The organism is Burkholderia sp. M6-3 (genome assembly GCF_050858985.1).
GTDB lineage: Bacteria > Pseudomonadota > Gammaproteobacteria > Burkholderiales > Burkholderiaceae > Paraburkholderia > Paraburkholderia caledonica.
Genome location: NZ_CP110091.1, coordinates 481032 through 505039 on the forward strand (window position 1 = coordinate 481032; position 24008 = coordinate 505039).

At 63.0% G+C, this 24008-nt stretch carries 20 protein-coding genes; 14 read left to right on the forward strand and 6 right to left on the reverse strand.

The annotated features are described in order from the left end of the window. Positions 1–100: 100 nt before the first annotated feature. The 6 genes from soxC (at position 101) to OH764_RS19510 (ending at position 5970) form a co-directional block, all read left to right on the forward strand. Entirely contained in the window at positions 101–1378 is a 1278-nt protein-coding gene (gene soxC, locus OH764_RS19485; RefSeq protein ID WP_498850395.1) for a sulfite dehydrogenase, read from the forward strand. Beyond that, positions 1371–1949, forward strand: coding sequence for a c-type cytochrome (locus OH764_RS19490; protein WP_498850396.1), 579 nt, complete (start codon positions 1371–1373; stop codon positions 1947–1949). The genes soxC and OH764_RS19490 overlap by 8 nt, the downstream gene beginning before the upstream one ends. Positions 1950–2124: 175 nt before the next feature. After that, positions 2125–3033, forward strand: a complete 909-nt coding sequence (locus OH764_RS19495) for a TauD/TfdA dioxygenase family protein (protein WP_498850397.1) — start codon at positions 2125–2127, stop codon at positions 3031–3033. Positions 3034–3118: 85 nt separating this feature from the next. After that, positions 3119–4171, forward strand: coding sequence for an ABC transporter substrate-binding protein (locus tag OH764_RS19500; protein WP_498850398.1), 1053 nt, complete (start codon positions 3119–3121; stop codon positions 4169–4171). Positions 4172–4255: 84 nt separating this feature from the next. Continuing rightward, the gene (locus OH764_RS19505; protein WP_498850399.1) at positions 4256–5095 is read left to right on the forward strand and encodes an ABC transporter ATP-binding protein; all 840 of its coding nucleotides are present in this window, start codon (positions 4256–4258) and stop codon (positions 5093–5095) included. Next, on the forward strand, positions 5092–5970 hold the full coding sequence (locus OH764_RS19510) for an ABC transporter permease (RefSeq protein WP_498850400.1): 879 nt from the start codon (positions 5092–5094) through the stop codon (positions 5968–5970). Before OH764_RS19505 ends, OH764_RS19510 begins: the two co-directional genes overlap by 4 nt. 114 nt (positions 5971–6084) lie before the next feature. On the opposite strand, the gene OH764_RS19515 is transcribed toward OH764_RS19510, so the two are convergent. Continuing rightward, complete coding sequence (locus OH764_RS19515; protein ID WP_498850401.1) at positions 6085–7023, reverse strand: YihY/virulence factor BrkB family protein; 939 nt, start codon at positions 7021–7023, stop codon at positions 6085–6087. A 395-nt stretch (positions 7024–7418) separates the two neighbouring features. On the opposite strand from OH764_RS19515, the gene OH764_RS19520 reads away from it, so the two are divergent. Next, entirely contained in the window at positions 7419–8129 is a 711-nt protein-coding gene (locus OH764_RS19520; protein WP_020068118.1) for an SDR family NAD(P)-dependent oxidoreductase, read from the forward strand. A gap of 58 nt (positions 8130–8187) precedes the next feature. Then, on the forward strand, positions 8188–8442 hold the full coding sequence (locus tag OH764_RS19525; RefSeq protein ID WP_027777491.1) for a tautomerase family protein: 255 nt from the start codon (positions 8188–8190) through the stop codon (positions 8440–8442). A 9-nt stretch (positions 8443–8451) separates the two neighbouring features. Here OH764_RS19525 and OH764_RS19530 read toward each other — a convergent pair whose 3' ends face one another. Beyond that, positions 8452–9366, reverse strand: a complete 915-nt coding sequence (locus OH764_RS19530) for a LysR family transcriptional regulator (protein WP_498850402.1) — start codon at positions 9364–9366, stop codon at positions 8452–8454. A gap of 93 nt (positions 9367–9459) precedes the next feature. Further along, positions 9460–10011 carry a thioredoxin family protein gene (locus OH764_RS19535; RefSeq protein ID WP_498850403.1) on the reverse strand — a complete coding sequence of 184 codons (552 nt, stop codon included), beginning with the start codon at positions 10009–10011 and terminating at the stop codon, positions 9460–9462. Between the two features lie 348 nt (positions 10012–10359). On the opposite strand from OH764_RS19535, the gene OH764_RS19540 reads away from it, so the two are divergent. Beyond that, positions 10360–12156 (forward strand): cytochrome c biogenesis protein DipZ, encoded by a 1797-nt coding sequence (locus tag OH764_RS19540; RefSeq protein ID WP_498850404.1) that lies wholly within the window; start codon positions 10360–10362, stop codon positions 12154–12156. Positions 12157–12320: 164 nt separating this feature from the next. Continuing rightward, complete coding sequence (locus OH764_RS19545; RefSeq protein ID WP_174447052.1) at positions 12321–12758, forward strand: response regulator; 438 nt, start codon at positions 12321–12323, stop codon at positions 12756–12758. A gap of 114 nt (positions 12759–12872) precedes the next feature. On the opposite strand, the gene OH764_RS19550 is transcribed toward OH764_RS19545, so the two are convergent. Beyond that, positions 12873–13640: a DUF4410 domain-containing protein gene (locus OH764_RS19550; RefSeq protein ID WP_498850405.1), complete on the reverse strand. Its 768-nt coding sequence runs from the start codon at positions 13638–13640 to the stop codon at positions 12873–12875. A 548-nt stretch (positions 13641–14188) separates the two neighbouring features. Then, positions 14189–14674: a hypothetical protein gene (locus OH764_RS19555; protein ID WP_498850406.1), complete on the reverse strand. Its 486-nt coding sequence runs from the start codon at positions 14672–14674 to the stop codon at positions 14189–14191. A gap of 349 nt (positions 14675–15023) precedes the next feature. Here OH764_RS19555 and OH764_RS19560 point away from each other — a divergent pair, with 349 nt between their 5' ends. Continuing rightward, a complete protein-coding gene (locus OH764_RS19560; protein ID WP_027777497.1) occupies positions 15024–15455 on the forward strand; it encodes a phasin family protein in 432 nt (143 codons plus the stop codon). A gap of 147 nt (positions 15456–15602) precedes the next feature. On the opposite strand, the gene OH764_RS19565 is transcribed toward OH764_RS19560, so the two are convergent. After that, complete coding sequence (locus OH764_RS19565) at positions 15603–16727, reverse strand: zinc-binding metallopeptidase family protein (protein ID WP_498850407.1); 1125 nt, start codon at positions 16725–16727, stop codon at positions 15603–15605. A 235-nt stretch (positions 16728–16962) separates the two neighbouring features. Between OH764_RS19565 and OH764_RS19570 the strand changes: the two genes are divergently transcribed. The 3 genes from OH764_RS19570 to OH764_RS19580 are packed head-to-tail and all read left to right on the forward strand — an operon-like array spanning position 16963 to position 23995. After that, a complete protein-coding gene (locus tag OH764_RS19570) occupies positions 16963–20445 on the forward strand; it encodes a transglutaminase family protein (protein ID WP_498850408.1) in 3483 nt (1160 codons plus the stop codon). Positions 20446–20474: 29 nt separating this feature from the next. Further along, positions 20475–23108, forward strand: a complete 2634-nt coding sequence (locus OH764_RS19575) for a circularly permuted type 2 ATP-grasp protein (protein ID WP_498850409.1) — start codon at positions 20475–20477, stop codon at positions 23106–23108. After that, complete coding sequence (locus OH764_RS19580; protein ID WP_498850410.1) at positions 23105–23995, forward strand: transglutaminase family protein; 891 nt, start codon at positions 23105–23107, stop codon at positions 23993–23995. The genes OH764_RS19575 and OH764_RS19580 overlap by 4 nt, the downstream gene beginning before the upstream one ends. Positions 23996–24008: the final 13 nt, after the last annotated feature.

Here is a 24008-nt window from a genome sequence, read left to right on the forward strand (position 1 = left end):
ACGGCAGCGTTCGCTGCAATGCATATCACGATTGATCGTTTGGCCGCGGCGGCGTGCATTGCTAGCATCGTCGACTTCTTCATGAAGCGCCGCTGCCGCAATGACCTCAAGCAAAACGTCGCCCGATCTGCCGCCATCGCGTAGCCGCCGCCGGCTGCTGGGCCGTCTCGCCGCAGGCGGTCTGGTTGCGTCGCAAGCTGCGGCCGCTGGCGAGCTGCTGCGGCCGCTCGAAGTCGCACCGTCTAGCCGCACGCCCGGCGCGCCCGTACTCGATCATCCCTATGGCGTGCCGTCGCCGCGCGAGGCCGAAGTGGTGCGCCGCAGCGCACGCGCATGGCCGCTGCCCGGCGCGGCCTCGTCGATGACGCCGCTCGCCGATCTTTTCGGCACCATTACACCCAACGGGCTCGTCTACGAACGTCATCATGGTGGCGTGCCCGACATCAATCCAGATCAGCACCGCCTCGCGATTCATGGCCTCGTGCGCACGCCGAAGCTGTTCACAATGGACGATCTGCTGCGCCTGCCCGCGGAGTCGCGAATCCACTTTCTCGAATGTTCCGGCAACACCGGCAGCGAGTGGAACGGTCCGAGCGGTCTGCCCGTACAACTGACTCACGGCCTGTTGTCGTGTTGCGAATGGACGGGCGTGCGTCTTTCCACGTTGCTGGAAGAGGTAGGCGGCGTGTCGACCCAAGGCAAGACTAACGACGGCCCATGGCTGCTCGCTGAAGGCGCGGACGCCGCGGCCATGACGCGCAGCCTGCCGCTCCATCGCATACTCGATCGCGCGCTCGTGGTCTACGCGCAAAACGGCGAACGCTTGCGGCCCGAGAACGGCTATCCGCTGCGGCTCATCGTTCCCGGATTCGAGGGCAATACGAACGTCAAATGGCTGCGGCGGCTGAAAGTGGTCGACGCGCCGCTGCAAACGCGCGAGGAGACGTCGAAATACACGAATCTGCTGGCGGACGGCAGCGCGCGCCAGTTCGTGTTCGAAATGGACGCGAAGTCTGTCATTACCCGGCCGTCGCCGGGGCATCGCCTCACCACGCGTGGTTATTACCCGATCAGCGGCATTGCGTGGTCGGGGCGCGGCACCATTCGCAAGGTCGAAGTGTCGACCGATGGCGGCGCGTCCTGGCGGCTGGCGCGTCTGGACAGCGTCGCACGCGATCGCGCGCTGACGCGCTTCGAGGCGGATTGGCGCTGGGACGGCGCGCCGTCCTCGATCGTTTCTCGTGCCACCGATTCCACGGGCTACGTGCAGCCCACGCGCGCGGAACTGGTCGCGGCGCGCGGCCTGAATTCGCAGTACCACTACAACGCGATCCAGCAATGGCGCGTCGATGCCAGCGGCGAGGTGCGCAATGCATGAGCGCCGTTCAACGGGTAGTTCCGTACGTTCAGCGTGCGTCGCGCTGGTGTCGATCATGGCGCTCGTTGCATGTTCAACGGTTGCTCCCGATGCTCGCAACGTAAGCGCGCCGCACGACATCGGCACGCCGCTCACGGAGCAGGCTATCGCCGCATGGAACATCGACGTCGCGCCCGACGGCCGCGGCCTACCCGCGGGCAGCGGCGATGTTGCGACCGGCGCGCACGTGTTCGCCGCGAAATGTGCAGCGTGCCACGGTGCGCAGGGCGAAGGCGGTCTCGGCGATCCGCTGGTGGGCGGCTTGGGCACGTTGTCGAGCGCAAAGCCGAGGCGCACCGTAGGCAGCTACTGGCCCTATGCAACGACACTCTTCGACTATATCCGCCGCGCGATGCCTTACAACGCGCCCGAATCCCTTTCCGCCGATGAGGTCTATGCGCTCAGCGCGTTCCTGCTGAACCGCAACGGCATCGTTCCCGCCGATACGCGGCTGGATGCAGCGTCGCTGCCGCGTGTCGCCATGCCGAATCGCAACGGATTCGTGCCCGATCCGCGTCCCGGACGACTGTGACGCACCGCGCAAACAAAGGCTCTCGCGCGGCTCTCGCGCGTTGAAACATCGGGTTTATCACTCCAGCAGATATCCGTATCGGATTTGCTTCGTTGTCCTCGCGCGCGTGCGCCGGTACATTCATCTGACTGCGCCGGTACGGCGTTCCGCGAACAGATACGACGAAGAGTTTCCCGTGACGACAGCCTTTGCTCCCATCGCCGCGCACGACGCCGGCGGCGCCATCGCCGATCAGCACATCGAGATTCGCGCTTTCGACGGCCCCGTCGGAGCCGAAGTGCTCGGGCTCGATCTCAGCAAGCCGCTCAGCCCGCAGAACTTCGCGCGCATTCACCGCGCGCATCTCGACCATCATGTGCTGGTGTTCCGCGATCAGCGCATCACACCGGATGAGCAGATTGCATTTAGCCGCCGCTTTGGTCCGTTGCAGATCCACGTGCTGCACCAGTTCCAGTTGCCTGGCCATCCGGAAGTTCTGGTGGTATCGAATATCGTCGAAAACGGGCAGCCAATCGGCCTTGGCGACGCCGGCCACTATTGGCATTCGGACCTGTCGTACAAGGAAAAGCCGAGCCTCGGCTCGTTGTTGCACGCGCAGGAATTGCCGGCCGAAGGCGGCGACACGCTGTTCGCGAACATGCACCTTGCGTGGGACACACTGCCCGCGCATCTGCGCAGCGCGGTGGAAGGGCGGTCCGCCGAGCACACCTATCTCGCGAAATACGCCGAGTTGCAAAAACGCAGCCCGTGGCGGCCGAATCTCTCCGCGGAGCAGATCGCGCAGGTAAAGCCGGTGGTCCATCCAATTGTGCGCACGCACCCTGAGACCGGGCGCAAGGCGCTGTTCGTGAGCGAACATTTCACGACGCGCGTGATCGGTTTGCCGGAAGACGAGAGCAGGCAATTACTCGACGAAATCTTCGCGCATAGCGTGCGTGACGAGCATGTGTACCGGCACCGCTGGGCCGAACACGACATGGTGTTCTGGGACAACCGCTCATTGATGCACCTCGCGGCGGGCACGCCTGACCATCTGCGTCGCAAGCTTTATCGGACGACGATCGAAGGCGATGTGCCGTTCTGATTACGTCTCGCGCGCCGAGCGTAGCGCTACAGCTGACAACTCAGACAACTCAAACAATTCACACCTCTCGCCGACCGGAGTTCCGATGTTTGCCAGGTTTCATTCGACCGCCGCGCAGTCGTTGCTTGCCCGCCGTTTCGCTGCCACGTTGATCGCCGTCTCTGTCGGCGCGACCGGCATGAGCGCTGCCGCGCCTGCGCGAGCCGAAGGGCAGATCCGTATCGCCGAGCAATTCGGCATTGTCTATCTGCTCTTGAACGTTGCGCGCGATCAGCAGTTCATCGAGAAGGAAGGCCGCAAGCAAGGCCTCGATATCAAAGTGGACTGGGTGCAACTCTCCGGCGGGGCAGCCGTCAACGACGCATTGCTGTCGGGCGCGGTGGACATTGCAGGCGCCGGTGTGGGCCCGCTGCTGACTATCTGGGACCGCACGCATGGCAAGCAGAATGTGAAGGGCGTCGCTTCGCTCGGCAATCTGCCGTACTACCTGGTGAGTAACAATCCGGACGTCAGGAGCATCGCCGATTTCAGCGCCAAAGACCGCATCGCCGTTCCCGCAGTGAATGTGTCGGTGCAGTCGCGCGTGTTGCAATATGCCGCGGCGAAGCGGTGGGGCGACAAGGAATACAACCGCCTCGACAAATACACACAGGCACTGCCGCATCCTGATGCGGCGGCGGCGATCATTGCGGGCGGCACCGAAATCAGCGGGCATTTCGGCAATCCGCCGTTTCAGGATCAGGAGCTCGCAGCGAACCCGAAGGCGCATATCGTGCTGAATTCTTACGATGTGCTCGGCGGGCCAAGTTCGGCAACGGTGCTCTACGCGACAGAAAAATTCCGCGAAGGCAATCCAAAGACCTACCACGCGTTTGTCGATGCACTGGCCGACGCGTCCAGGTTCATCGCCGCGAATCCGGAAGCTGCGGCCGACATTTATGTGCGCACGAACAAATCGAAAATCGACCGTGCGCTGCTGCTGAAGATCATCAGGAATCCGCAGGTTGAGTTCAAAATCGCGCCGCAAAATACATTGGGGCTCGCGCAATTCATGTATCGCGTGGGTGCGATCAAAAACGAACCGAAGTCGTGGAAAGACTATTTCTTCGACGACCCCGCAACGGCCGCCGGCAGTTGAGCATGACGCGCCGCGTTTTCAACATCGACGGAATGCAGCGAGTGCCTGACGGTTCCGCGCAATCCACATCTCGGGAGCGATCCGATGGTGGCTAATCCTACGCTTCTCTTTCCGCACAACACCGACCGCACGGCGCGCAGCGGGCCCGCCGTCAGCGAAAAGCTGCTCGCGGTGGAGAACGTCAGCCTCGAATACCGGACGCGCGAGCGCATCGTCCGCGCGACGCACGATGTCAGCTTCGACGTCTTCGGCGGCGACCGCTTCGTGCTGCTAGGACCGTCCGGTTGCGGCAAGTCGACGCTGCTCAAGGCGGTGGGCGGCTTCATCGAGCCGGCGTCAGGCACCATTTCGCTCGACGGTCAGATCGTTCGCGGCCCAGGCGCCGACCGCATTGTCGTGTTCCAGGAGTTCGACCAGTTGCCGCCGTGGAAGACAGTGCTGCAAAACGTAGCCTTTCCGCTGCGCGTTGCGAAGAAGCTCTCTCGCGCGGAGGCCAATGAGCGCGCTCTGCATTATCTGGAGAAAGTCGGCCTCGCTGCGTTTGCGAACGCTTATCCGCATACGTTGTCGGGCGGAATGAAGCAGCGCGTGGCCATCGCGCGGGCTCTCGCCATGCAGCCGCGCGTGCTGCTGATGGATGAACCGTTCGCCGCGCTCGACGCATTGACGCGCCGCAAGATGCAGGAGGAACTGCTGCGCCTGTGGGAAGAAGTGAATTTCACGCTGCTCTTCGTCACGCATTCAATCGAAGAGGCGCTCGTCGTGGGCAACCGAATTCTGTTGCTGTCGCCGCATCCGGGCCGCGTGCGTGCGGAATTGAACAGTCATCAGTATTCGCAGGACAGCTTTGGGCGCAGCGATTTCCAGCGCAGCGTCGCACGTATCCATCATCTGTTGTTCAACGAGACGGAGGCTGTGCAATGAGTTCGCCCGCTACATTACTGCCGCCGGTTCGCGAAGAATACGAGCGCCCTCTGGAACCGCTCGGCGAACTCGTCATTGAGGCACCGTTGCCGCTCGCGAGGCGCATTTTCGCGCAGAGCTGGTTGCGCAAAACGCTGATTGCGCTGGTGCTGATCGCTGCATGGGAAATTGCGGCGCGCGTGGTCAACAACGACCTGTTGCTGCCCACGTTCGGCGCGACGTTGAGCGCATTCGTGCAGGGCGTGTGGTCCGGCGAATTGCTGCAAAAGACGGCCGTGTCGATGTCGGTACTGCTGCGCGGTTATTTGCTGGGCGCGACGCTTGCGTTCGTGCTGACATCGCTTGCGGTGTCCACACGAGTGGGGCGCGATTTGCTGTCGATGCTGACCGCGATGTTCAACCCGTTGCCTTCCATCGCGCTGTTGCCGATTGCATTGTTATGGTTCGGCCTCGGCACGGGCAGCCTGTTGTTCGTGCTCGTGCACTCGGTGCTGTGGCCGCTGGCGCTCAACACGTATTCGGGCTTTCAATCGGTGCCGGCCACGCTGCGCATGACCGGACGCAACTATGGCCTGACGGGAATGCGCCATGTATTGCTTATTCTGGTGCCGGCCGCATTGCCGTCGATTCTCGCGGGCTTGCGTGTAGGCTGGGCATTTGCCTGGCGCACGCTGATCGCGGCAGAACTCGTGTTTGGCGCGAGTTCGGGCAACGGCGGACTTGGTTGGTACATCTTTCAGAACCGCAACGAGTTGTACACGGACCGCGTTTTCGCGGGGCTCGCCGCGGTGATCGTGATCGGACTGCTGGTCGAACATTTGGCGTTCGATACGCTGGAGCGGGTTACGGTGCGGCGCTGGGGGGTGCAGCAGTAGTTGGGGGCACTGCGGCCGCTGGGCGAACGGCACGCACGCCGCCTCGCGCTTCGATGCACAACCGATCCGGGCACCCACGCACCACCACGGTAAAGCATCGACGCAACCGCACCATCACCCGCGCGAACGTGCCGCACCCACCGACAACGGCCGGTCCTTCTCTTCGTCCTTCACTTTGTTGCGTCCCGCGAGTTCGGCCGTCGTTTCCGCGCCGAACAGAAACACCGCTGCGGAGAAGTAAAGCCACATCATCAACACCGCGAGCGAGCCCGCTGCGCCGAACGAACTGGCTGTGCCCGCATGCGTGAGGTAGAGGCCGAACAGGTGCCGGCCGACCGAGAACAATACTGCCGCCGTCATCCCGCCAATCGCGGCGTGCATGAAGCCCACGTGCGCATCCGACATCCATCTGAGAAGCGCGGTGAATGCGGCGCCCAGCACGATAAGTCCGATTACCGTTTGCAGGATCGCGGTGACGACGACCAATGGCGAATCGCCGAAAATCGCATGGCCTGCATACGTGATCGCGGTGTCGAGCACGAGGGATACGACGAGCAGAAAGCCGAGGCCGAGCACCATGCCGACCGACACCAGCCGGGTCCGCACGAGCCAGGTGATGCTGCCCTTGCTTTTGGCGTCTTTCGCAGCTTCGAGGACGACATCGAGCGCGGTGTTCAATGAAGTGAAAGTCGCGGATGCGCCGACGATCAGCAGCACGAGGGACACCACCGCGGCAATGCCCCCGCCGCTGGCCCGATGCGCGTGCTCGACGATGGTCTGCATCGCCTCGGCCGCGTCTTTGCCGAGAATGCCGCGCATCTGATCGAACAGACGTCCGCGTGCCGCATCTTCACCGAAGAACCAGCCGGCGACCGCGAGCACCATGAGGAGCGTGGGCGCCAGCGAAAAAGCCGAATAAAAGCCGACGCTGGCGGCCATCATCGGGCAGCGGTCCGACATGAAACGCTTGCCTGCGTTCACGCCGACGGTGAAAGCGTTACGCAACCATCCGTGGTTTTTCGACACCGCCGCGTGGGATGAGATCTTGTTCATATACGCCTCGCCATTGAACTTGATGACGCTCCGCGGCTCCGGTTTACCGGCGGCTAAGCCCGCCCGGCGGGCCGCAGCGCTGGATTGCATTGCGCATCCCTTGTGCCTGCCCGCCACGCGAGCCACGGCTGTCAGCGTCGGAATCGACCCCGGCCGCCGCGGCTTGCCCCTCTACGCTGTCCGATGTCGACTAGCGCCTCGTCGAAACGCGCGACGCCGCCGTAGTTTTTCTTTTCCGCCGCAGCAGATCTTCTCGTTTGTCCAATGGCCGCGCAAAGCCGATAGTTCAGTCACCGAGGGCGCACTGCAAAACCCGCTCAGCAAGCGGCACCCGGCCAGGCAGCACGGCAGGCAGCACGCTCTCATATCTGAATCTAAATACTTTGGAGCACAACATGAATACGTCGGAAAAAGTCGCAGTGGTGACGGGCGCATCGCAAGGCATCGGCGCCGAATTGGTCAAGGCATTCCGTCAACGCGGTTATCGCGTGGTCGCAACGGCGCGCGGCATTACCCCGTTCGACGACCCGAACATCGCCACGGTCGCCGGTGACATCGCCGACCCGGCCACCGCGCGGCGAGTGATCGCAGAAGGTGTGGCGCGTTTCGGCCGCATCGATACGCTCGTCAACAACGCGGGCGTCTTTCTCGCGAAGCCTTTCACCAGCTATACCGCAGAAGACTACGCATTGGTGAAAGGCGTGAACCTCGACGGCTTTTTCAACATCACCCAACTCGCCATTGCCGAAATGGAAAAGCACCAAAGTGGGCACATCGTCACCATTACGACGAGCCTCACGGACCACGCTGTTAGCGGCGTACCTTCGGTGCTTGCATCGTTGACGAAAGGCGGCCTGAACTCAGCGACGAAGTCGATCGCCATTGAATATGCAAAAGCGGGGATTCGCGCCAACGCGGTGTCGCCTGGCATCATCAAATCGCCGATGCATGCTGTTGAAACGCACGCAGCGCTTGGTGCGCTGCACCCGGTCGGCCACATGGGCGAAATGGACGACATCGTGCAGGCTGTGCTGTACCTCGACGCGGCGCCGTTCGTGACGGGCGAAATCCTGCACGTGGACGGCGGCCAGAGCGCCGGTCACTAAACCCATCGAAACTCATCGGGCGCCGATCCGCGGCGCCCGCTTTGCCATGGAGGAAGACATGCCTATCGTCACGATTCAGGTTACGCGCGAGGGAACGAAGCCAGGCGCATCGTCGGTCACCGCCGACGAGAAAGCGCGCTTGATCAGCGGTGTCAGCCACGTGTTGCTCGACGTGCTGAACAAGCCGCTTGAAGCCACGTTCGTCGTGATCGAAGAAGTGGACATGGAAAACTGGGGTTGGGGCGGCTTGCCAGTTCAGGAATACCGCAAGCAGAAAGCGCTGAAAAGCGGCGAGAGCGGCAAGACCGATTGAGCCACGCGTCTACCGCGCGCTGGCTTCCGCAAGAAGCCACTCCTTGAATGCGACCACCGCGGGCTCGTTGCCGTTGTCTTTCCGGTGGACCACGTAGTAAGCGAGTTCGCAAGTCTGCGCCTCCGGAAATGGCCGGACAAGACGGCCTTCCGCTATGTCCCGTTCCACCAGACAGGTTCTGCCGAGTGCCACGCCATTGCCTGAAATCGCAGTGTGGATCGCGGCGGCGGAGTCGTTGATTTGCAGCCCGCGGTCGCAGTCGACGACGCCCGCGTTACCCGTCTTCTGAACCCACGAACGCCAGGTGGGGAAGGTGGGAGCCATGCGCATCGATATGTCGTGTATCAACGGATGGTAATTCAGATCGGCGGGTGTCTTAAGCGGATGTTCACCCGCGAGTAGCGCGGGGCTGCACACCGGGAAGAACTCGTCGCGCATCAGGAACGTCGCGGTAAGGTCCGGCCACTGGCCCGTGCCGTAGCGAATGCCGGCATCCACTCTGTCGGCGGTGAAGTCGACGAGTTTGAGCGACAGGTCGATGCGCAGATCGTAGCGCGGATAGTTGCGCTGAAATCGTTCCACGCGGTACAGGAACCACTTGTCGGCGAGAGCGGGCGGCACGGTGACCGTCACCGTGATGCGCTCCTTGCTGGCCTTCAAACGCTCGACAGCCGTTGCGAGCAGTTCAAAACCCGCCTGCAGTTCGGGCATGGCCGCGCGGGCCGCGTCGGTCAGCATGAGCCGCGACGCGCCCGACGTCGAGCGATGAAACAGCTCGATCTCCAACGTTTCCTCCAGCCCGCGAATCATCTGGCCGATCGCGGCGGGGGTCACGTGCAGTTCTTCCGCAGCGGCGACATAACTCAGATGCCGGCCGACCGCCTCGAAAGCGCGCAGTGCATTCAGATGATTGGGTGCTCGCATGGGCCGTCGCCAAGCCTGGTTAATTTAGATTGACGCATGCTCGCAGGCGGACCTGGCGTCGTCAATACCGGAATGCGGCGGCGCCGCATGGCGTCAACCCGGTTGCGCCAGCAACTCGCGAATCTTTGCCTCTGTCTGTGCATAATCGCCTTCGCCGAAGTGGCTGTAGACGACGTGGCCTGTCTTGTCGAACAGATACAGCGCGGGCCAGTACTGGTTATTGAACGCGTTCCACGTCGCGTACTGGTTGTCGAGCGCCACCGGATATTGAATGTCGAACTTCTTGAGTGCCGCGCTCACGTGTCCGGCGTCGCGCTCGAACGGGTATTCCGGAGTGTGAACGCCGATTACTTCCAGTCCCTGATTGCCGTATTGCTTGTACCAGCCCTTCACGTACGGCAGCGTGTTGACGCAGTTGATACACGAATACGTCCAGAAATCGACCAGCACGACCTTGCCGCGCAGTTGCGGCAGTGTGAGCGGCGGGCTGTTGAGCCACTTGTCGATGCCGGTTATCTGGGGCGCGGCCGGCGGATTGCGTTCGGCGGCGGTAATCGCGCTGCCGCGCGTCGCAAGCAGACTGGCAAGTAGCGCAAACGCGATAAATGAGCCGACAGTGGCGATCGTTTTGAGTCGGGCGTGCATGATCGAATGTCCTTTTAGAAGACGCGGGTTGCGCGCAAGGGTTGATCGGTAGGCATGACGTCATTGGGCGCCGCCGACGTATCTGGCATGTGTCGCCGCCCAAGCTCGTACGCAATGTTTTGTGTCAGCACTGCCGCCCGATACGCTGAGATACAAAGTCATGTTCGTCCGGCCAGGCTCAACGATTTTTGTGTCGCACTGTATCCAGGCAGCCGCGGATACATGAGCTTGCACTTCGCCGCGTGCACCGACACAAGCCCGATACGTGCCGGTAGTTCAATGCATGTAAGCGTTCCGCCCTGGTCTACTGACCTGGCCGACGAACTCATTGAACGAAAGGACATCGTTATGCTGCTCATACCTCTCGCCTTTGCCGGCGGCATGCTCACCATTCTCAGTCCGTGCATTCTCCCGGTCGTGCCTCTCGTGTTTGCGCGCGTCGATCAGTCGTTCGTCCGGCACGGGTTGCCGCTGCTGGCCGGCATGGCGCTTACCTTTGCGGCCGTCGCGAGTCTCGCCGTGGCCGGCGGCACCTGGGTCGCACATGTCAACGAATACGGCCGGTGGATTGCGCTCGCCTTCTTTGGCGTATTCGGCGCTGCGCTGCTGTTTCCGTCGCTGGCCGAGCGACTCACTCATCCGCTCGTCAGTGCCGGCAATCGTCTCGACGGCGCGCTGCGCCGCGACGGCGGCCAACCGCGCGTGGTGTCGTCGGTGCTGCTCGGCGTCGCGACCGGGCTGTTGTGGGCTCCGTGCGCGGGCCCGATTCTCGGTCTCGTGATGACCGGCGTGATCCTGCATCGGCCAGGCGGTGCGAGTGTCTTGCCGTTGCTCGCGTTCGCAGCGGGCGCGGCGGCTTCGCTTGCCATCGTCCTCGCAATCGGCGGGCGGCTGCTCACCGCGCTCAAGCGCTCGTACGGAGTGAGCGAGCGCGTGCGCCAGGTGCTCGGCGTGGCGGTGCTCGTTTCCGCTGGGGCAATCGCGCTCGGCGTGGATACGCGTGCGTTGGCCTATGTGCCTTCGCTGAATACCACTGGCATCGAAGGAAAACTGGTTCAGCGCTGGTCGCCGAGGGCGAACGCGCAGCGCCCTGACCACGGCGCGTTGCTGAAGGTCAGCGCGAGCGCTGAGGGCAGCGAAGTATCTAATCCGATGCGTGTTGCCGCGCCGCTTGCGCTGCCCGTGGAAGGCGCGATGCCGTCGCTGTCAGGCGCGGTCGGCTGGCTGAATTCGCCCCCGCTGAAAACGGCCGATCTGCGGGGCAAAGTGGTGATCGTCAACTTCTGGACGTATTCTTGCATCAACTGTCTGCGTACGTTGCCGTATCTGAAGACGTGGTCGAGCCGTTATCGCGATCAGGGGCTCGTCGTCATCGGTGTGCACGCACCGGAATTCGCGTTCGAACACAACATTGTGAACGTGAAGCGAGCCGCGGCGGATCTCGGTGTCGATTATCCGATCGCGATCGATAACAAGCTCGTCGTGTGGCAGGCGTTCGACAATCAGTATTGGCCGGCCTTTTATATCGTCGATGCGCACGGCGACATTCGCTATCACCATTTCGGAGAGGGCGGGTACGAGCAATCGGAAGAAGTCATCCGTCAATTGCTGGCGGACGCAGGGCATACGAAGCTGCCGGCACCGGCGGGTGCGGCGAAGGCGACGGGAATTGAAGCCGCCGCCGCCCCGCGGGATTTGCGCTCGGGCGAGACTTACGTCGGTTATCGGCAGGCGGAAGGTTTTGCGTCGCCGGAAACGCTCGCACCGGACGTGCTTCGCACTTACACGTCGCCCGCCCGACTGCCTTCCGGAAGCTGGAGCCTCGACGGCGAGTGGAACGTCGGCGGCGAGCGCGCGCAGTTGGCTAAAAGCGGTGGAAAGATCGCCTACCGGTTCCACGCGCGCGACCTGCATCTTGTGCTGGGGCCGATGGCGGACGGCAAGCCTGTGAGGTTCAAAGTCACGATCGACGGCAAACCGCCGGGCGCTTCGCATGGCGCGGACACGGACGCGAACGGCATCGGCGTTGTCGATGAAGACCGGCTTTATCAGCTCGTGCGGCAAAGCGGGCCGGTTCAGGACCGAACGTTCGAGATCCAGTTTCTCGATTCCGGGGTGAGCGCGTACGCATTTACATTCGGCTAGCACAACCGGAGTTCGCTTGCGGAGCCGGCGGGACAGGCAACTGTGGCACGCTGTCCGTGCCTGCGCGGCGCGACGCAGGAGGGCGACGCGAGGACCTTCCTGCAAGCCCGCCGTGGAATGCGACTTGCTGCGCTGCGATAGTTTTTATTGCAAAATCGTGACACATGTCCCAGACAACGAGTAGCTGCCAGAGATGGAGCGCCCGCCAGGTGCGGGTATTGCACGAGGTGCCGCGCGTCCTCGTGGTCGACGACAACGCGGGCGCTGCGGAAGCGCTCGCTACCTATCTTTCGTACGAGGGTGTAGAAGCGCGTGCGGCAATTGGTTGTAACGAGGCGCTGCGCTGCGTGAAAGACTGGGTGCCCGACGTGGTGGTGCTCGACATCATGATGCCGGAGCGCGACGGCTACGAAACGGCAAGCGCATTGCGCACCTATCTCCCCACGCCGAGTCTTGGCATTGTCGCGTTTACCTCGCTAGACGAGGACCATGTGCGGGAAACCGGGCGTGGCCGCCACAATTTCGACGGCTACTGCCAGAAGGGCACCGCGCCGACCGCTTTGCTTGCGCTGATGCGCAATCTTTGGCGCGAGACAAACTGATTGTCTTCCGTGAAGGCGGCCGTGGGGGTTTCTGAGGGCGAGCGACCGGGAAAAATGAGAGCGGTGTCCATGCAGTTCGTGCGGCTTGCTCGCGCCCCAGCCGCACGGCCTTCGTCAGCCCTTGACGTGGCTGCTCGAGAGCCAGCCGCCGCTCACGCCGATCTGCGCGATCTGCTTCGCCACCGCATCGGCCAGCCGCGTGGCGTCGGCGGACACGCCAGCGCGCTTCGTTTCGGAGACCGCGTGCAAACCGCCGCCCACGGCCGCCGACGTCACGATACCTCCCGCCGCCGCGCCCACGCCGGCCGTCTCGGCCATGCCCGGCGTCTTGCCGCTGTCGGCGCTTGCGTCGAAGGTTTGCACCAGCTGCGGCGCGCCGCCTGCGGGCTTATAGAAGATTTGCACCGAACTGCTCACCTCGCTCTTGCCGGCCCCGAGACCAATCAGTGTCCGACGGCGGCGGTTTCCCGCGTCGATCTTATCGAAGCTGCCTTGCACCATCAGCACGTTCTGATCGGCGGGCGCGGGTATGTCGGAGCGGATCGCGCGCAGGCCCATCGACTGCAACTGGTGCACGATTTCGTTCGCGACCTGCTCGCGGACTTCGGTTGCGTCGTTGGATTGCTCTTGTGCTGCCGATGAACCGCCGATATGCGTCTTCAATTTCTGCAGCATGCCGCCGTCGAGCTTCACCTGGTCGGCTTGCGTATCGAACGTGTAGACGTAGATGTTGTCCGGAAGCACGGTCGGCTGCGCGGTCGCTGCGCTCGTATTGGTGACGCTGCCGCCCGCGCAGCCCGTCAGCAACGCGCTGACGCTGACAAGTGCGATGCAGGCAACACGGGCAGTGTTCTTCTTGATGAGCTTGATTGAACTGAGCATGGTTGTCTCGTTGTCGGCACGCGGTGCCGTAGTGTTCGAACGTATCTTCCGATGACCGGCAACCGGGGGATCGTGATCATCGGCGATAGGTATCGCACGTAAAGCACTCTTGATCGCTTGCGTTCCGTTTCGTACGCACCGGCAGCGAAACGAAGTATGGGGGAGGCGCTTGTCCAACTCCATCGAACAATTATTTCGCGCAATGTCACGCGCCGGGCGGGCGTTTTTGCGCGGGTTTAATGCACCGTGGAAAGCTGAGAAGCGTCGCCCGGCCATGGCCGGCGCAACGTGGAGGAAGGTTCAGTTCAACGCAAGCGTCACGATGCAGCAGAGCACGAACACAAGCAAAGCGGCGGCAACGGCCACATCGACTGGATAACGCATGCTTCACTCGCACTGGCGTTTAGACAGCCTTTATCGTAATCACCTGACGGAAGACGAAAAAGCGCCCAGTGAGCGGCAATGTGCGAGAACTAACGCTGCGCGACGAACGTCGGCGAGGCCTCTTCGCGGCAGCGCTTCCAGTGGGAATAGTGTTACTGCGAGTGTTACTGCGGCTTGGTCTGCGGCGCGTTGTCAAATGGCATGCGCGGCGGCTTGCTGGCCGCGGCGAGGTCTTCCGACAGGCTCGTGCGCAATGTGGCGATCGCCTGGTCGGGATTGGCGGGCTTCAACTGTTCGCGGGCAAGCGAGTCGTACACGTAGTGACGCAGCATCGGATCCTGCGTCCTGTTGAGCACGTCGTGATACACGGCGACGATGTCACCCGGGCGTCCGGTCAGCGCGTACAGTCGGCGCAACTGTTCGAGGTCGTTGATCACGGCGAAACCGGGGCCGATGGGACCCATTGGACCCATTGGACCCATCGGACCCATTGGCCCCATAGCGTCATGCGGATCTCGCGCGCCCTCGCGATGCGGCGCTTCGCCATGGTGAAAGGTAGGCGGCGCCGGCAGGCCGTCTTCCGCATATGCGGCCATTGTTGCCATGGTCAGCACGGCGGCCACCGCCGCGCCGAAAATCTGTTTCTTCATAAGGTCGCTCCTATCGACAGAGCGCCGGCGCGACAGTGCGCCGGCTCATCCTAACGATAGACGAGACGCCGTTGTGCCGGGTTACACACTGGCTTCTCCACGCTTACGAAGTCTTGCGCCCATGCCTTTCGCCCGACGAGCTATTCGCGTCGCGTGGCGCGCGGGAATGGCGCATGCGCTGGCGCAATAGCGTGGGATGGCGCATGATTGACGCAATGTGCCGTCCGACCCCACAACCGCGCAACGCTGTGGCGGGGCGCGGCGCACCGGATACCGCGGGTGCCTGCATCGCGTGAATCGTGCGGCGAGGCGCCGGTGGCGATTGTTCAACCGTAAAGGAGGATTTCGCATGGACCGACCTGATACCGCCAATCCGTTTGGCGATTTCACCAAAATGCTGGAGCAGTTCAAGCTGCCCGGTTTCGACGTGCCCGCCATCATGGAAGCACGGCGCAAGGACGTCGAAGCACTGGTTCAGGCGAATCAGACAGCATTCCAGGGCATGCAGTCGCTCGCGCAGAAACAGGCCGAGATGCTGCGCACGACGCTCACCGAGTTGCAGTCGCTAACGGGCCAGCTTTCGGCGAGCGGTTCCACGCCTTCGGCGAAGACAGCCGAGCTGATCCAGCAAAGCCTGCACAAGTCGCTCGCGGATATGCAGCAGCTTGCACAGGCGGCGTATCAGACGCAAGCCGAGTCGTATGCGGTGATCGCGAAACGCGTCGAAGAAAACGTGCAGGAATTGCGCTCGCTTTTGCAACAGCAACAGCCGAAAAAGTAAGCGCGCAAGAGTGCTGAATCGCTTCTCTGCGGCAGGTGTTGCAGAAAGCCAATGCCGCGAATGGTCGTCGGATTCCGGCGAGCCGTTCGCGGCTTTTTCTTGTATTGAGGCCGCCCGAATGCGGCGCAATGTGCGTCAGCGCACGCTTTACGTTGCCTGCTTCGCCGCCGCTTCCTTCGCCGGACTTTTCGAGCTTTGCGAAGTCGATGATTTATTGCCTGCGTCCGCAATCACGCGATGCACGAAGCGCAGTTTGTCCACTACCGGTACGGCCAAAGTGAACGGATAACCGTCCGGCATGCCGAGGCTGCGGTTCAGGCTGTTCAATGCATAGGTGAGTGGATACCAGCGCTTCATCAGATTATCGAAGCTTGCGTCTTCAACCGGCGTACGGTCGGTCAGCGTCGGTTCGCTCGGATCGTCGGGTAGCAGCGCCACGCCGTACGAGGTCGATGTGTCAAGCACGTCGACGATCAACATGTAGTGCGCCCACGTTTCGGCCCAGTCTTCCCACGGATGCATCGTCGCATACGCGCTGATGTACGACGCCTGCCAGTCGGCCGGCGCGCCGTCGCGATAATACGCGTCGAGCGCTTCGGCATAGTCGGCGCGCTCGTCGCCAAAAAGCTTGCGGAACGGTTCGAGCCAACGCGGGTTGTTCTCCACCAGCTGACTGAAGTAGTAGTGTCCGGTCTCATGGCGGAAATGGCCGAGCAGCGTGCGGTACGGCTCGCCCATCGCGGTGCGCACTTTTTCGCGGTGGGCGTCGTCGGCCTCGGCGATATTCAGCGTGATGAGTCCGTTGTCATGCCCGGTCATCACACGTGAACCGTCGCCGCCGTCCTCCAGAAACTCGAACGCGAGACCGTGCTCGGGATCTTCCTGGCGCGATTCGATATCGAGGCCAAATTCGGCGAGCGTGTACAGCAGCCGGCGTTTCGCCACTTCCAGCCGATACCAGTAAAGCCGGTTCTCGGGCGCGCCGAGGTTGGGAATGGTGTGTGTCAGCTGGCATGACTGGCACAACGTGTCCTCCGAATCGGCCGGGATCATCCAGTTGCAGACGTTTTCAACGGAGTAGTTATGGCATTGCCGGTAAAGCGCGCCGTCCGCATCCGGGTGCAGGCTGCGCCAGCGTTCTTCGCCCGCGTCTTCGAAAGCGCTGATCTCACGCAGTTCCGGCACATAGCCGAGTAGCGCCTCGCAGCGCTCGCACAGGACGTTCTCGAAGAACACGAGGTGCGAGCAGCGATTGCAGTGGAACGTTTTCATGGACGAAGCCTGAGCGGTAAGTGACGGTAAGGAGCGTCGACGTCGCGCAATGTTCATGCCGCATTTGCCAGACGTCACCGCTTTAACGCACAGTATGGGCATGATCGTGCATCGGCGCCGCCTCTATTTGGTGCACGGCTCTGCCAACAGCAGTACCGTGGCTGCATGCGGCTTTCACACGAACGGCATAAAGCTTGCTTTTGGCGGGCTGCCAACCATAGACCAGGAGTCCGGTGTGTCCATACGCGTCGCGTTGAACCACGTCACACATTACCGTTACGACAGGCTGGTTTCGCTGTCGCCCCAGGTCGTGCGTCTGAAGCCTGCGCCGCATTGCCGGACTCCGATCCTTTCTTATTCGATGCGGGTCGAGCCGGCTCAGCACTTCATCAACTGGCAGCAGGACGCGTTCGCCAACTATCAGGCGCGGCTCGTTTTCCCGGAAAAGACGCGTGAGTTCAAGGTGACTGTCGATCTGGTTGCCGAAATGGCCGTCTACAATCCGTTCGATTTCTTCCTGGAGCCGTCGGCCGAAAAATTTCCGTTCGACTATTCGCCTGACCTCGCTCTCGAACTCGCGCCGTATCGCGTGACGCGCCCCATGACGCCGCGCTTTGCTGAGTTTGTTGAAAGCATCGACCGCGCGCCGACGGCGACCGCGGATTTCCTCGTCGCGTTGAATCAGCGGCTGCAACGCGAAATCCGCTACCTGATACGGATGGAGCCCGGCGTCCAGACGCCCGAGGAGACGCTCGTGAGCGGCGCCGGATCGTGCCGCGATTCAGGCTGGCTGCTAGTCGAGACGTTGCGCCAGTTGGGCCTTGCGGCGCGCTTCGTGTCGGGCTATCTGCTGCAGCTTGCGCCCGATATCAAATCGATCGACGGCCCGAGCGGCACCGAAGTCGACTTCACTGACCTGCACGCATGGTGCGAGGTCTATCTGCCAGGCGCCGGCTGGATCGGGCTCGACCCGACTTCGGGGCTGCTTGCGGGCGAAGGTCACATTCCGGTCGCCTGCACACCGGAACCCGGCAGCGCCGCGCCGATTTCGGGCGCGGTGGACGAATCCGAAGTCGAGTTCAGCCACACCATGTCGATCAGCCGAGTGCTCGAAACGCCGCGCGTGACAAAGCCCTATAGCGACGAAGTCTGGAGCGACGTCCTCGCCATGGGCGCGCACGTCGACCGTCGACTCACGGACACGGACGTGCGCCTGACGATGGGCGGCGAGCCGACGTTCGTGTCGGTGCGCGACCGCGACGCCGCCGAATGGAACACGGACGCGCTAGGCCCGACCAAACGCGGCTACGCCGTCGCACTGATGGACAAGCTGCGCTCACGCTACGGCGCGAACGGCTTCCTGCATATCGGTCAGGGCAAATGGTATCCGGGCGAGCAGTTGCCGCGCTGGGCGATGTCGTTGTACTGGCGCGCCGACGGCGAGCCGTGCTGGCAGAACCCGGAGCTGTTCGCCGACGAACGCGAGCCCGGCACCTACACGGCCGCCGACGCGCAGCGCTTTCTCACGCACCTCGCCGCGAAGCTGTCGCTCGACGAAGACTGCATCCTGCCCGGTTTCGAAGACGTCTGGTACTACCTGTGGCGCGAACGGCGTCTGCCCGTCAACGTCGATCCGCTCGATGCGCGCCTCGACGACGAACTCGAGCGCGTGCGTTTGCGCCGCGTGTTCGACGCGGGACTCGGCGGCGCGACCGGCTATGTGCTGCCGCTTGCGCGCGAGCGCGATGTGCCGCACGAGGCGCCGAAGTGGGTCAGCGGCCGCTGGTTCTTTCGCGACGAACGCATGTATCTGATTCCGGGCGATTCGCCGATGGGTTATCGCCTGCCGCTCGATTCGCTGCCGTGGGTGTCGAAGACCGACTATCCGTATCAGCACGCACACGATCCGTTCGCGCCGCCGGTGCCGTTGCGTTCGGCCGCGCAGTTGCGCATGCAGTACGACGGCGAGCGGCAAGAAATGACTGGCGCTGACGCGCGGCGCGCTGCGACGTTGTCGTCGTCGGCGGGCGATCTGTTGAGCGGCATGCCCGGCAGTGCGGTCCTCGCGTATGCGCCTCAGCGTGGCGATACCGGCGCGTCTGTTGCGCCCGCGCGCGGCGAGTCGTCGAAGGAAACGCTTCGCACCGCGATTTGCGTCGAGGCGCGCGATCCGAAGCGCGCAGCCGGTCCCAAAGCGGAAGCCGCTGGGCTCGGCAGCGGCCGATCGCTCCTGCACGTGTTCATGCCGCCGCTCACCGAACTCGACGACTACCTCGATCTGCTGGCCGCCGTCGAAGCGACGGCTTCTGAGTTGCGCATGCAGGTCGTGCTTGAAGGGTATCCGCCGCCGCGCGATGCGCGTTTGAAGATGTTGCAGGTCACGCCCGACCCCGGCGTGATCGAGGTGAACATTCATCCGGCAGCGGACTGGGATCAACTGGTCGATCACACCGAGTATCTCTATCAGTCAGCGGCGCAGAGCTATCTGAGCAGCGAGAAGTTCATGACCGACGGGCGCCACACCGGCACCGGCGGCGGCAATCACCTCGTGCTCGGCGGCGCGACGCCCGCCGACAGTCCGTTCCTGCGGCGTCCGGATCTGCTCGCAAGTCTGATCGCGTATTGGCATAACCATCCGTCGCTTTCGTATCTGTTTTCAGGGCTTTTTATTGGCCCGACGAGCCAGGCGCCGCGCATCGACGAAGCGCGCAACGATCAGGTCTATGAACTCGAAGTGGCGTTGCGCGAATTGCAGCGGCAGATCGATCTGCTCGGCGGACGCGATAGTGCGAACCTGCCCGCGTGGATGATCGACCGCTCGTTGCGCAACATCCTGATCGACGTAACGGGCAATACGCATCGCGCGGAATTTTGCATCGACAAGCTGTACTCGCCCGATGGACCCACGGGGCGCCTCGGCCTGCTCGAACTGCGCGGTTTCGAAATGCCGCCGCACGCGCGCATGAGTCTCGTGCAGCAGTTGCTGCTGCGCGCGCTGGTCGCCCGTTTCTGGCACACGCCGTACACGCAGCGGCTCACGCGCTGGGGCACGGAACTGCATGATCGGTTCCTGCTCGGCACCTTCGTGAAGATGGATTTCGACGACGTGCTGGACGAACTGAACCGCGCGGGTTTCGCGTTCGACAGCAGCTGGTTCGCACCGCATTTCGAGTTCCGCTTTCCGCTGGTCGGCGAGACCACGGTGAGCGGCGTGTCGCTGACTATTCGTAACGCGCTCGAACCATGGCATGTGATGGGCGAGGAGGGCTCGCCGGGCGGCACGGTGCGTTATGTGGATTCGTCGGTGGAGCGTCTCGAGGTGCGTGCGCTGGGGCTTAACGAGAATCGCCATGTGCTGACGGTCAACGGCGTGCCCGTGCCGTTGCAGCCGACAGGCCGCGTCAGCGAATATGTGGCGGGCGTGCGGTTTCGTGCGTGGTCGCAGCCTTCGGCGTTGCATCCGACCATCGGCGTCGACGCGCCGCTCACGTTCGATCTGGTCGATACATGGAATGGCCGCTCGGTGGGCGGATGCCAGTATCATGTCGCACATCCTGGCGGGCGCAACTACGAGACGTTCCCCGTGAACGCCTACGAAGCCGAAAGCCGACGGCGCGCACGGTTCTTCGCGTCGGGCCATACGCCGGGGCCGCTTGCAGTCGATGCGCCGCAACGTAGCCTCGAATTTCCGTTCACGCTCGATTTGCGCTACTGGTAAGACAGCTCACCTTCAATAACGACACGACCTTGGCTTTTCAATCGACTTTTCCCTTCGAAACGTCCGCGACCCGTGCGGACGCTTCGTCCCTGCTGCGGCTTTTACCCGCTCACGAGGGACATTGGGACGAGTTGCGCGACGCGTCCGGCGCGCTGCGCGCCCCTTGGCGGCAGTTCTTCGAGCGGCTCGGCGAAGACGGCATCGCGCGGCTCGAAGGTCACCGCGCTTCGGTCGCGCAGCAGATCCGCGATAACGACATCAGCTACAACGTCTACGCGGATAACGGCGAGCCGCGCGCGTGGGCGCTCGATCTGCTGCCGTTCCTGATCGGCGAAGCCGAGTGGGCGCATATCGAGCGAGGCGTCATACAGCGCGCGCATCTGCTCAATGCGATCGTCGCCGACATCTATGGGTCGCAAACCTTGCTCCAGCGCGGACAGTTGCCTCCCGCGCTGGTGTTCGGTCATCCCGGCTATCTGCGCCCCGTGAAGGGCTATGCGCCGCCTGGCGGGCAGTTCCTGCAAGTGGTCGCAGTGGACCTCGCGCGTGCGCCCAACGGCGAGTGGACGGTGATGGCGCATCGCACCGAAGCGCCCTCTGGCCTCGGCTATGCGCTGGAAAACCGGCTGATCGTTTCGGCGCTATTTGCCGATCCGTTCCGTTCGATGCACGTAAGCCGACTCGCGCCCACGTATTCGCAGCTGATGTCGACGCTGGTTCAGGCGGCGCAGGCGACCATGCGTCACGATTCGCCTCGCGCCGATGCTTCGCCTCACATCGCGTTGCTCACACCGGGGCCCTTCAGCGAGACTTACTTCGAGCACGTGTTTCTCGCGCGGTATCTGGGCGTCACACTCGTGGAAGGCAAGGACCTCACGGTGCGCGGCGACATGCTTTATCTGAAAACGCTCGCCGGTCTGGAACGCGTGCACGTCGTGTTGCGCCGTCTGGACGATGCGTTCTGCGATCCCGTGGAATTACGAGCCGACTCGACCATCGGCGTGCCGGGCCTGCTGCAGGTCATGCGTGCCGGCAACGTGATCGTTTCGAACGTGCCTGGGTCCGGCTTTGTCGAGTCGCCCGCCTTGCACGGATTTTTGCCCGGCATAGCCGAAACGCTGTTCGACGAAGACCTGGTTTTGCCGAGTGTGGCCACCTGGTGGTGCGGCGAACAGGCGGCGCGCGAGCACGCGTTCGCGCATCTCGAAGAAGCCTTTATCGTGCCCACGTGGCCGGTTGCGGCCCGCGATGCGCCGCCGGGCGTCGAGCAGGGCAGACAGCGGCTGTCGACTTGGCGCGAGCGTATCGAGGCGACGCCTGGCAACTTTACGATCCAGCAGGCGCAGCGTCTTTCCTGCACGCCGCGTTATGAGGACGGCACGATCGGCGGACGTCCTTCCGTGTTGCGCGCGTATGCGATCGCCGATGCGAACGGCGGCTGGCACGTCATGCCCGGTGGCTTCACGCGCATGGGCGCCGAGAGGCAGGCCACGGTATCCATGCAGTACGGCGGCAGCAGCGTCGACACGTGGGTGCTGTCCAGCCAGCCCACGTCGACCTTTACGCTGCTACCTTCGCCGATGCAGCCTGCGGATCTCGCGCGCAAGCATCGCACCGTGTCGAGCCGCGCTGCGGAGAATCTCTTCTGGGCCGGACGTTACGGCGAACGCGCGGAAAACAACGTGCGTCTGCTGCGCTTCATTCTGGGCTCGCTCGAAGGCAGCGATGCCGACACGATGCTTCCGACGCTCGTCGAACTTGCGCTGCACTGCGGTCTTCTGCAAGCGGGCGACATCTCCGTGCCGCACACGCCGCAAGCATTCGAGCGCGCGCTGGTCGCCAATCTGAGCGAGAGCACGGGCGCCGCGAGCATCGGTCAGAACCTGAACTGTCAGGCTCGCTCGAATGGCGAAGTGCGCGGGCGGTTGTCGAACGATCATTGGCGCATCGTTCTCGCCGCGCGCAACGACTTCCGCGACGCATTGCAAACGCTGATGCCGGCTGCCGGTATCAGCGACGCTTTGCCGCCGGCAGCGCTGAACGGCCGTGCTACGAATGGCAGCAGCCGTTACGACCGCGTCACGCTGATGAACGCGCTCGAACGGCTGTCGGTGCAATTGTCGGCGATCAGCGGCGCACAGGGCGACCGTATGACACGCGACGAGGCGTGGCGGCTCCTGTTCGTCGGGAGGCATATCGAACGCGTGTCGGCCATGAGCACGTTTGTGCGCGTGGCCGCCGACAAAGGCCAGCTTGCAACGCCGGCCGGTTTCGACCTGCTGCTGCAATTGTTCGACAGCACGCTCACCTACCGCTCGCTTTATCCGGGACGCTTCGAAGTGCCGGCTCTGCTCGATCTGCTTGTAATCGAGCCGACCAATCCACGCGGCATTTACGGTGTGTATGAGCGTTTGCGCAAGAAGCTCGACGAAATCGCGGTGGCTGCGGGCAGCACGCGGCATCGTCCGTTTGCGGAATTGATGCCGCCAGCCGCATCGTTGCCCACGCTTGCGTCGCTGTGCGAGGTTGACCGGGAAGGCGGATATTGCAGTCTGACTGCGGTATGCGATCAGATCGGCGGGTTCGTCGGCGCGGCGGCGCATGAAATCAGCGCGCGCTATTTCAGCCACGCCAGCACGGTCGCATCGCAGGTGTGGTCATGAAAAACGCGCCCGTCGTGCTGTCGGTTTCGCACCGCACCACGTATCACTACTCAACCTATGTCGAGACCGCGCAGCATCTTGCGACTATCCGGCCTATTGTCTGCGCATGGCAGCGGGTCGTGTCGCACGACGAACGCATCGAGCCGCGGCCCTCGTATCTGAATAGCCGTATCGATGCGTTCGGCAACGACGTTCTCTATTTCGCGCTCGACACGCCGCATGAGCGGCTGCAACTCGTCAGCGAAACGACCGTGGCGCTCACACCGCGCTGGGCCGACCTCGATCCCCAGGCGACACCGGCGTGGGAAGAAGTGGCCGACGCGCTCGAATTTCGCGTGGGCGGAGAGTTTCGGGCCGAGGCGGAGTTCTGTTTCGCGTCGCCAAATATCGTGCCGCGGCCGTCGCTGCGCGATTATGCGTTGCCGAGTTTTGCGCCCGGCACGCCGGTTGCCGCTGGTGCAATCCATCTGATGCACCGCATTCACGAGGACTTCGCGTACAAGCCTTCGGCGACCATGTTCGATACGCCCGCCGAGCGTGCGTTCGAATTGAAGAGTGGCGTATGTCAGGACTTCGCGCAGGTGATGATCGGCTGCCTGCGCTCGCTCGGTTTGCCCGCGCGCTACGTGAGCGGCTATCTGCGTAATGATCCTCCAGCGGGGCAGCCACGGCTGATCGGCGCGGATGCGTCGCATGCCTGGGTGTCGGTGCATTGTCCCGGCAGCGGCTGGATCGACCTCGACCCAACCAACGACGTGCTCGCCGATACCGATCACGTCACGCTCGCTATCGGCCGCGATTACAGCGATGTGTCGTTATTGCGCGGCATGATCCTCGGTGGGGGCGCGCATCGCGTCGAAGTGGGCGTGACGGTTCTTGCGCTTTAAAATCGAGCCTATG

Excerpts from the sequence above, each read along its gene's own strand:
- OH764_RS19535 (WP_498850403.1), bottom strand. The coding sequence starts at position 10,011 with ATGCACGCCCGACTCAAAACGATCGCCACTGTCGGCTCATTTATCGCG.
- OH764_RS19490 (WP_498850396.1), top strand. The coding sequence starts at position 1,371 with ATGCATGAGCGCCGTTCAACGGGTAGTTCCGTACGTTCAGCGTGCGTC.
- OH764_RS19525 (WP_027777491.1), top strand. The coding sequence starts at position 8,188 with ATGCCTATCGTCACGATTCAGGTTACGCGCGAGGGAACGAAGCCAGGC.
- OH764_RS19540 (WP_498850404.1), top strand. The coding sequence starts at position 10,360 with ATGCTGCTCATACCTCTCGCCTTTGCCGGCGGCATGCTCACCATTCTC.
- OH764_RS19505 (WP_498850399.1), top strand. The coding sequence starts at position 4,256 with ATGGTGGCTAATCCTACGCTTCTCTTTCCGCACAACACCGACCGCACG.
- OH764_RS19565 (WP_498850407.1), bottom strand. The coding sequence starts at position 16,727 with ATGAAAACGTTCCACTGCAATCGCTGCTCGCACCTCGTGTTCTTCGAG.
- OH764_RS19545 (WP_174447052.1), top strand. The coding sequence starts at position 12,321 with ATGTCCCAGACAACGAGTAGCTGCCAGAGATGGAGCGCCCGCCAGGTG.
- OH764_RS19530 (WP_498850402.1), bottom strand. The coding sequence starts at position 9,366 with ATGCGAGCACCCAATCATCTGAATGCACTGCGCGCTTTCGAGGCGGTC.
- OH764_RS19555 (WP_498850406.1), bottom strand. The coding sequence starts at position 14,674 with ATGAAGAAACAGATTTTCGGCGCGGCGGTGGCCGCCGTGCTGACCATG.
- soxC (WP_498850395.1), top strand. The coding sequence starts at position 101 with ATGACCTCAAGCAAAACGTCGCCCGATCTGCCGCCATCGCGTAGCCGC.
- OH764_RS19500 (WP_498850398.1), top strand. The coding sequence starts at position 3,119 with ATGTTTGCCAGGTTTCATTCGACCGCCGCGCAGTCGTTGCTTGCCCGC.
- OH764_RS19550 (WP_498850405.1), bottom strand. The coding sequence starts at position 13,640 with ATGCTCAGTTCAATCAAGCTCATCAAGAAGAACACTGCCCGTGTTGCC.
- OH764_RS19580 (WP_498850410.1), top strand. The coding sequence starts at position 23,105 with ATGAAAAACGCGCCCGTCGTGCTGTCGGTTTCGCACCGCACCACGTAT.
- OH764_RS19560 (WP_027777497.1), top strand. The coding sequence starts at position 15,024 with ATGGACCGACCTGATACCGCCAATCCGTTTGGCGATTTCACCAAAATG.
- OH764_RS19515 (WP_498850401.1), bottom strand. The coding sequence starts at position 7,023 with ATGAACAAGATCTCATCCCACGCGGCGGTGTCGAAAAACCACGGATGG.
- OH764_RS19510 (WP_498850400.1), top strand. The coding sequence starts at position 5,092 with ATGAGTTCGCCCGCTACATTACTGCCGCCGGTTCGCGAAGAATACGAG.
- OH764_RS19520 (WP_020068118.1), top strand. The coding sequence starts at position 7,419 with ATGAATACGTCGGAAAAAGTCGCAGTGGTGACGGGCGCATCGCAAGGC.